Origin of the sequence: Trinickia sp. (genome assembly GCF_051961175.1) — a bacterium.
Lineage (GTDB): Bacteria > Pseudomonadota > Gammaproteobacteria > Burkholderiales > Burkholderiaceae > Trinickia.
This window is the reverse complement of the sequence record NZ_JBQCDN010000227.1, coordinates 1-7,701: the sequence shown is the minus strand read 5'-3', so window position 1 is coordinate 7,701 and position 7,701 is coordinate 1. Positions and strand designations below refer to the sequence as shown.

Below are 7,701 nucleotides of genomic sequence, written 5' to 3'. Positions count from 1 at the left end.
CAGAGCTATCGCATCGCGCAGGAGGAGATCTTCGGCCCGGTCCTCTCGGTGCTCACGTTCCGCACGCCGGACGAGGCGGTCGAGAAGGCGAACAACACGCCGTACGGTTTGAGCGCCGGTGTCTGGACGGAGAAGGGCTCGCGCATCCTCTGGATGGCGGAGCGGCTCCGCGCCGGTGTCGTGTGGGCGAACACGTTCAACCGCTTCGACCCGACGAGCCCGTTCGGCGGTTACAAGGAGTCGGGCTTCGGCCGCGAGGGGGGCCTGCACGGCATGGAGCCGTACCTGGACTTCTCATGACGCGGCTGCCGGTCAAGAAGACGTACAAGCTGTTCATCGGCGGCGCATTCCCGCGCAGCGAGTCCGGGCGCACGTACGAGGCGCAGGGGCAGAACGTCGCGCGCGCGTCGCGCAAGGACGTGCGCGACGCGGTCGTCGCCGCGCGCGGCGCACAGTCGAAGTGGGCGGGCGCCACCGCGTACAACCGAGGCCAGGTGCTCTATCGGATCGCAGAGATGATGGAGTCACGCGTCCGGGAGTTCGCCGAGCTGTGCAGCGGCGAGGACGAAGTTCACCGCGCGATCGACCGCTGGGTCTGGTACGCCGGTTTCGCCGACAAGCTCGCGCAGGTCCTCGGGTCGTCGAACCCGGTCGCGGGCCCGTACTTCAACTTCACGATCCCGGAGCCGACCGACGCTCGGGTCGCCGCGCCGGGAGCCGGTGTGTCGAAGGTGCTCGCCGATCGCTATCCCGACGATCCGACGATCGAGGCGCTGCGCAGTGTCCGTACGTCGCTGTCGCTCGATTTGGCCCACGCGCCGAACAACATCGTCATGATGGCGGGGCCGACGCCCTCGGCCGGTAAGAGCTTCGTCGCGGCGAACATGGCGGTGCTGCATGCGGAGGTGGGCGCACGTGTGTTGTTGATCGACGCCGACATGCGTAACGGCCATCTCGCGTACTACTTCGGCCAGCCCAATCGGGGCGGCCTGTCGGAAGTGCTCAAGGGCGCGATGCGGCCGCATGATGCGCTGCGCCGGACGAGCGTGGAAGGGCTCACGCTGATGTCGTGCGGAAGCCGCATTACGAATCCCGCGGCGTTGCTGATGCGGCACAACTTCCGCGAACTCTTGCAGCAGTTCTCGCACGAATACGATCTCGTCATCGTCGATACGCCTCCGTTCCTCGTCGTCACGGACGCGGCGATCATTGCGGGCGACGCCGGCGCGACGGTGCTGGTTCTGCGTTCCGGCATGCAAAGCGAAGAGGAAATCGCGGAGACGGTGAGGAAACTCGAGCGCTCGGAAGCACGCGTGGCCGGTGCGGTGTTCAACGCCATTCCGCCTACTCGCAGCCATCGCTATTACGGCTACTACGGTTCGGGTGACGATACGGAGCCGATGTTCGACGCGACGGCGTAATCAATCGCTGCGAGGGGCCAGGCCGAGGCCGTCGATCTATTCAGGAGAACTATGCATCTGGTGGTTAACGGAAAGTTCACCGCGCAGCGCTTGACCGGTGTTCAGCGCGTGGCTTACGAACTCATGCGCGCCGTGCGGGCCACTCAGGCGGCGAACGAGATTGAAGTCGCCGTGCCGCATAACGCGATCGAGTCGGCCTCGCCGATCGATCGGCTGCGCCCCGTGCCTTGGCTCAAAGGTGATTTGTGGGAACAGATCGCTTTGCCGCTCGCTACGCGCGGCGAACTGCTGCTCAGCCTGTGCAACAGCGGTCCCGTCTTCAAACGGCGCCATGTCGTGATGGTTCACGACATGGCCGTCTACGACACGCCTCATACGTTTTCGTGGTTGTTTCGCACGTGGTATCGCATCAAGTTCGCGATGCTCGTGCGCAATGCGTCGTTTTTGCTGACGGTGTCCGCGTTTTCGAAGGCGCGTATTTGCGCGCTGCTGGGTGTGGACGAGGCCCGAGTGCGCGTCGTGCGCCCGGGTGCCGATCATTTCGGCCGCATTGCATCGGAGCCGGCCGTGGTCCAGCGCCTGGGGCTGACGGGCGTGAAGTATTGCGTGATCGTCGGCAGTCTCGATCCCCGCAAGAACCTTGCACGCGTGCTAGCCGCGCTTGAGCGGCTGGGACATTTGACCGACGTGAAGTTCGTCATCGTAGGCGGTGCCAATACGCGGGTATTCGCACGTTCCGGCGTGGCTGATGGCGCGGCCGGCGGGGGCGTGGCCCCGAACGCGCAGATCATGCGCGCGGGCTACGTATCGGACGGCGAACTCAAGGCGCTATACGAGCAGGCGGCTTGTCTCGCGTTTCCTTCGTTGTACGAAGGATTCGGATTGCCGCCGCTCGAAGCGATGTACTGCGGATGTCCCGTGATCGTATCGAGGCATGCGGCTTTGGCCGAAGCCTGCGGCGATGCGGCGATGTACTGCGACGCCGAATCGGTCGAAGACATCGCGCAAAAAATCGAGCGGATGCTGAGCGACGATGCGCTGCGCGCGCGCTATCGGGCGGCCGGCTTGCGGCATGCCGGGGCGCATGGCTGGGATCGGTCGGCGAACGAATTGATGAAGATCCTCAGGGGGGAAACCTATGAAGCCGGACCGGCGATGGCAGTTCAGTCGCCCGCCTAGCGCGTGGGCGAGCCAACCGGGGCGCGTCGGATGACGAAGCCGTTCGATTTCTCATATCGCCGCCGTGTGCTGCTGGCCGCGATGGGCGCTGTCGGCGCGATGTCGAGCGTCGGGGCCTCGGCCGCGCGGGGTGTGCGCCGTGCAAGCGCGGAATCCTCGGGCGAGCGCCGGATGACACAATTGATTGGGGCGAACGGCTGGCCCGTCACATCGGCCGACATCGCGATGTGGAAGGCGATGGGTATCAGCTGGGGCCGGGATTCGGTGGGGCCGGGGCAGCGCAATTCGCCGGACGATGCCGTAGAAGTCGACAAGACCGGCGCGGCATTCGATCACGAACTGCCGCCCTTGATCTTGCAGAACAATCGCAATGGGATTCACTCGCTGCTGCTGCTCGGCTATACGCCGAAGTGGAACGCCAGTGTGCCCGGCGACAGCCGCTCGGCACCGAAGGACGACAGCGTGTGGGCCCGCTATGTCGAACAGGTTGTGCGGACCTACATCGCGCCGCCGTACAACGTGCGCTATTTTCAGATATGGAACGAAGCGGCGGGCCGCTTGTCGGGCGGTGCCGCGCAAGCGACGTTCTGGCACGGCCGGGGCGCCGGCGCGCAGCAGGCGAAAGCGGCGCCGTACGATCGCGCGATGCAGGACTACGTGGAGCTGGTACACGTGCCGGCGGCGCGCATCGTGCGCAAGTACGGCGGCTATGTCGTCTATGGCGGCTGGCCCGATCAGGGCGGGCTCGAAACGTATATGCGTTGGCTCGAATACCGGAGCCCGGCCGCGGGCACGCGCATGCTCGATTGGGTCGACTACCTCGATACGCACTATCTCGGGGTAGATGCATTGACGCCGCTCTACGAGCGCTACGTGGCGAGCGGCGTGGTACGCGGCATTTGGCAGACGGAAATCGGCGATCGGTATATGAACGATCCGCACTATTTGCCGATGTATTTTTTTAAATTCGCGGTCTGGGCGCTCGATCGTGAATGGGACGATCCCAACCAGTATGTATCGATGGTGTACCACTGGGACGGCTTCGAGCCGTACCGCTTGACGCATCGCGGCAATCCGCGCACGTACAACGCGTCGGGCCGATCGCTCGTGGTGCTGACGCAAGCGGCCGGGGAGGCGCTGACGCCTTTTGGCGGACATGTCACCTTTGGCCAAGGCGCAACCGGGCTTGCGCTGCAGTCGGGAGCCGAGCTTGTGATACAGGTGCGCGCCAGCCCGGGACCGAGGCACGTCGCCATTGGCGGGTGGCCCGGTGCGCAGTCGGGCGGATTAGGCGTGAAGATGGTCGATGCCTTGACGGGCGAAGCCGCCGACGCGGATGCGATCTCGGCGCGCTCGGCCGGAGATGGGCTCTCGATCGATTTCCGCGTGGCCGATGCGGTGAATGGAGGAAACGGACAGGCGCCGATGCAGCTCGCCTATTTGATCGTATCGCCGCGTTCATGACGAAGCGTCATGGCACCGGCGATCATGCACATTGAAGGGGACCGAGGTGAACAAGATGGAACAAGGACAGCGTCAGCGTGCCGCGGCTAACGAGGCGGCGAACGCACGGCACGCCGGGAGCCTGCTGGCGTCGTCGGGACAGGGAGGGGGCGCTGGCGCGGGCGTGATGTCGGCGGCCCCGGTCGAGCGCAAGGGTTCGAAACTGCGCGGTGCGATGCGGATCGCCTGGCAGGGCACGAAGCAGCTCTTTCCCGACTATGCGTTCATGCTGGTTCAGCACCGGCGGATGATCGGACGCTGGCCGAATTTGCGCGAGCCCTCGACGTTCAACGAGGCGGTGCTGCTGCGCTGTTTGAATCCCGACATGCGATGGGCCGCCCTGACCGACAAGCTGGCTGTGCGCGACTACGTGCGCAAAAAAATCGGCGAAAAGCATTTGATTCCACTGCTTGCGGCGCCCGACGTGTTTACGCGAGAGGTGTTCGACGCGTTGCCTGCTGCGTTCGTCATGAAGGCCAATCATGGATGCGCGTTCGTGAAAGTCGTGCGCGACAAGTCGACCACGTCCTTCGAGGAACTGAGCGAACTCGCGAATCAATGGCTTGCGGTCGATTTCTATCGCGTGTCGCGCGAGCGGCACTACAGCGTGATCAAACCCAGGATCTACTTCGAACAGTTGCTGGCGGACCGCACCGGCATGATTCCGTCGGATCTCAAGCTTCATATTTTCGGGGGCCGCCCCGAGGGTCCGTGCATTCATACGATGGTCATCGCGGATCGCTTCGGCGACGTGCGCGGCGATCTTTATGACGAGAACTGGCAGCGGATCGACGTCGCATTCGGCGCCTACCCGCGCAGCGAAGCGCCCATTCCACGCCCCGATAACTGGAAGGAAATCGAACGGCTGGGCTTGCTGCTCGCAGAAGACTTCGCCTATGTGCGGGTCGATTTGTATTCGCTGGGCAAGGACGTTTATTTTGGCGAATTGACATTCACCCCCGGAGCCGGTGTGTTGCGATTTACGCCGGAGAGCCACGACTACCGGTGGGGCAACATGTTGAAGGAGTCGACCGAGGGGTTCGAGCGCATGCAGAAAGGGCGCTGAGCCGTCGGCAAGGGATCAGAGCGAGGGCGCCAAGACGATCAGGGAGGATCGCCGTGACGAAGGGGGGAAGCACGAATGAGCGTGGAGGCTGACGACGTTCAGGCGGCGGATGCCGCGGCGGAAGTGGGCGCGGCTTCCTACACGGAGCAAGCGGCCTCGACCCACAAACGCGAGGCGCCCCATCGTCGTGTGGCCCAAATCAGCTGGCGGATCGTCAAGCGGCTCCTGCCCGATTATGCAATGGCGCGGATTCAATTCCGCCGCGAAATCGGGCGCTGGCCGAACCTGCGGCATCCGAGGGGATACAGCGAATCGATCTTGCTCCGGTGCTTGCAGCCGGACATGCGCTGGGCAGCGTTGACCGACAAACTCGCGGTGCGCGAGTACGTGCGGGAGAAGATCGGCGAAGCGCATTTGATTCCGCTGATTGCGGTGCCCGAGGCGCTGACGCGTGACGTCTTCGATGCATTGCCCCGGTCGTTTGTCATGAAGGCCAATCACGGGTGTGCGTTCGTCAAGGTGGTGCACGACAAGTCAACGACGTCATTCGAGGAACTGAACGCACTCGCCGCGAAATGGCTGTCGATCGATTACTACCATCTCAAGCGAGAGCGGCACTACCACGTCATCAAGCCCAAGGTCTATTTCGAACAACTCCTGGCCGACAGTTCCGGCAAGATTCCGTCGGACCTCAAAATTCACGTATTCGGTGGACGCCCGCAAGGGCCGTGCATCCAGACGATGGTCATCTCGGACCGCTTTGGCGATGCGCGCGGCGATCTCTATGACGAGCACTGGCGCCGGATGAACGTCACCTACGGGCACTACCGGCCGAGCGATGTTCCCATCGCGCGGCCCGAGAACTGGCCCGAGATCGAGCGCATTGCGAGACGCCTTGCCGAGGATTTCGCTTACGTGCGAGTGGATCTCTATTCGATGGAAAGCCGGGTATTTTTTGGCGAGTTGACGTTCACGCCGGGCGCCGGACGGATGCGCTTCAGGCCGGATAGTCATGAGGAATACTGGGGCCGCCTGTTGCGGGAATCGACTGAAGGGTTCGAGCGGATGCGGCGCGTCGGTTGCTCGTGAACGTGCACCGGGGCGGGCAACGTAATCGGTCAAGAGTTCGGGTTTTTCAGACCGCTTCGTTCCGCACCTGTCGGTGTCGATTATTCTGCAATGCAATAGAACAGGGCTAGCGAATTATCCGCTTGGGAAGGATAGGGCGCGTGGCGACACGGAGACTGCCGACGAATGAATCCTTCAGTATGTGCTTGCCAAGAGGAGTACCGTGCCGATGAAGTCCGTCACGATCGCGATCTGCAACTATAACTACGAGCGGTTTCTGGCCGAGGCCATCGATTCCGCGTTGGCGCAGGACTATCCGCACACGTCCGTGCTCGTTGTCGACGATGGTTCGACCGACCGGTCGCGCGAAATTATTCTGAGCTACGGCTCGCGTATCCGCTCCGTGCTCAAAGAAAACGGCGGGCAAGTGTCGGCGTACAACCGGGCGTTGGACGAGGTCGATACGGAGTACGTCATTCTGCTCGACGCCGACGATCTGTTGTATCCGACCGCCGTCACGGAAGTCGTGCGGCGCTTCGATTCCGGCAATTACGCGAAGGTGCAGTTCCGGCTCGATGTTATTTCCCGCGACGGCAGCCTGACGGGCGTGACGGTCCCGCATTCGGACCCGCCGGCCGATTGCGGCACGCTGTTGCGCGAGGGCTGGCTGTATCCGTCTCCGCCCGCATCAGGTAATGCTTACAAGGCCAGCGCGCTGCGCCGTTTTTTTCCTATTCCCGAGACGTCGGAAGGCCGCTACGGTGCCGATTTTTTTGCGATTTATGGCGTGGCGCTCGTCGGTCAAGTCGCCTCGATCGCTCAGTCGCTAGGCGCTTACCGCGTGCATAAGTCCGCATCGAAGGACGTGTCGTTCGCGAATTCGGAAAAAAATAACAAGGCACCGAAAGCGTATGCGGCGCGTTGGGGCGCGTTGCGCTACGTGGCACGCAATCGGCTTCATATCGATTTGCCCCAGTCGTTTTACGACTTCTCGAACGAGAAGGCTATTTTTTGCACGGAAGTCTACGGCGCACCGCTGATCGACCGCTGGCGCTGGTTCGCGTTCGAATCGCGCAACTACTTGCATTCGATCGTCGCGAACCCGTTTTGGGGTGTATCGAAAAAAATCGGCACGATCGGCTTGTCGTGCCTGTGCCTCGTCCCCTACGCACCGCTTTCGAACTACGTGGTGCGCTTCATTTCCAATCCGCTCGCACGTCGAGGCAGCGCCGCTCACTGAACGCAGTAGGCAGCAAGCCTGACGTTCCCGTCACTTACCTGGCGGCGGCCTATGAAATATTGTTATGGACAAGAAAGAGAACACCCGCGTACTCGTGTTCGTGTACGTCGGCTACATCATGAGGTACTTGTACCTCCTGGTGGTCATCCCGTTCTATGGGCGTGTGCTCGGCGTGACCGAGTACGGCCGCGTGCTCGCGGCCATGTCGTTGATGAACGTCATCT

At 62.8% G+C, this 7,701-nt stretch carries 6 protein-coding genes and 3 pseudogenes; all 9 read left to right on the top strand.

Going from position 1 to position 7,701, the window contains the following annotated elements:
• A partial coding sequence (locus ACTHL0_RS13850; protein WP_440567319.1) for an aldehyde dehydrogenase family protein occupies positions 1-300 on the top strand: 300 nt, incomplete at its 5' end.
• Positions 297-617, top strand: a pseudogene (locus ACTHL0_RS13845) (aldehyde dehydrogenase family protein); the annotation flags it as partial. The gene ACTHL0_RS13850 and the pseudogene ACTHL0_RS13845, both read left to right, overlap by 4 nt.
• A gap of 102 nt (positions 618-719) precedes the next feature.
• Positions 720-1,421, top strand: a pseudogene (locus tag ACTHL0_RS13840) (CpsD/CapB family tyrosine-protein kinase); the annotation flags it as partial.
• Between the two features lie 51 nt (positions 1,422-1,472).
• A complete protein-coding gene (locus ACTHL0_RS13835; RefSeq protein ID WP_440567318.1) occupies positions 1,473-2,600 on the top strand; it encodes a glycosyltransferase family 4 protein in 1,128 nt (375 codons plus the stop codon).
• A gap of 30 nt (positions 2,601-2,630) precedes the next feature.
• Positions 2,631-4,064 carry a hypothetical protein gene (locus ACTHL0_RS13830; RefSeq protein ID WP_440567317.1) on the top strand — a complete coding sequence of 478 codons (1,434 nt, stop codon included), beginning with the start codon at positions 2,631-2,633 and terminating at the stop codon, positions 4,062-4,064.
• 55 nt (positions 4,065-4,119) lie between these two features.
• On the top strand, positions 4,120-5,169 hold the full coding sequence (locus ACTHL0_RS13825) for an ATP-grasp fold amidoligase family protein (protein ID WP_440567316.1): 1,050 nt from the start codon (positions 4,120-4,122) through the stop codon (positions 5,167-5,169).
• Positions 5,170-5,244: 75 nt separating this feature from the next.
• Positions 5,245-6,258 (top strand): ATP-grasp fold amidoligase family protein, encoded by a 1,014-nt coding sequence (locus ACTHL0_RS13820; RefSeq protein ID WP_440567315.1) that lies wholly within the window; start codon positions 5,245-5,247, stop codon positions 6,256-6,258.
• Positions 6,259-6,466: 208 nt separating this feature from the next.
• Complete coding sequence (locus ACTHL0_RS13815; protein ID WP_440567314.1) at positions 6,467-7,477, top strand: glycosyltransferase family 2 protein; 1,011 nt, start codon at positions 6,467-6,469, stop codon at positions 7,475-7,477.
• Positions 7,478-7,541: 64 nt separating this feature from the next.
• Positions 7,542-7,701, top strand: a pseudogene (locus tag ACTHL0_RS13810) (lipopolysaccharide biosynthesis protein); the annotation flags it as partial.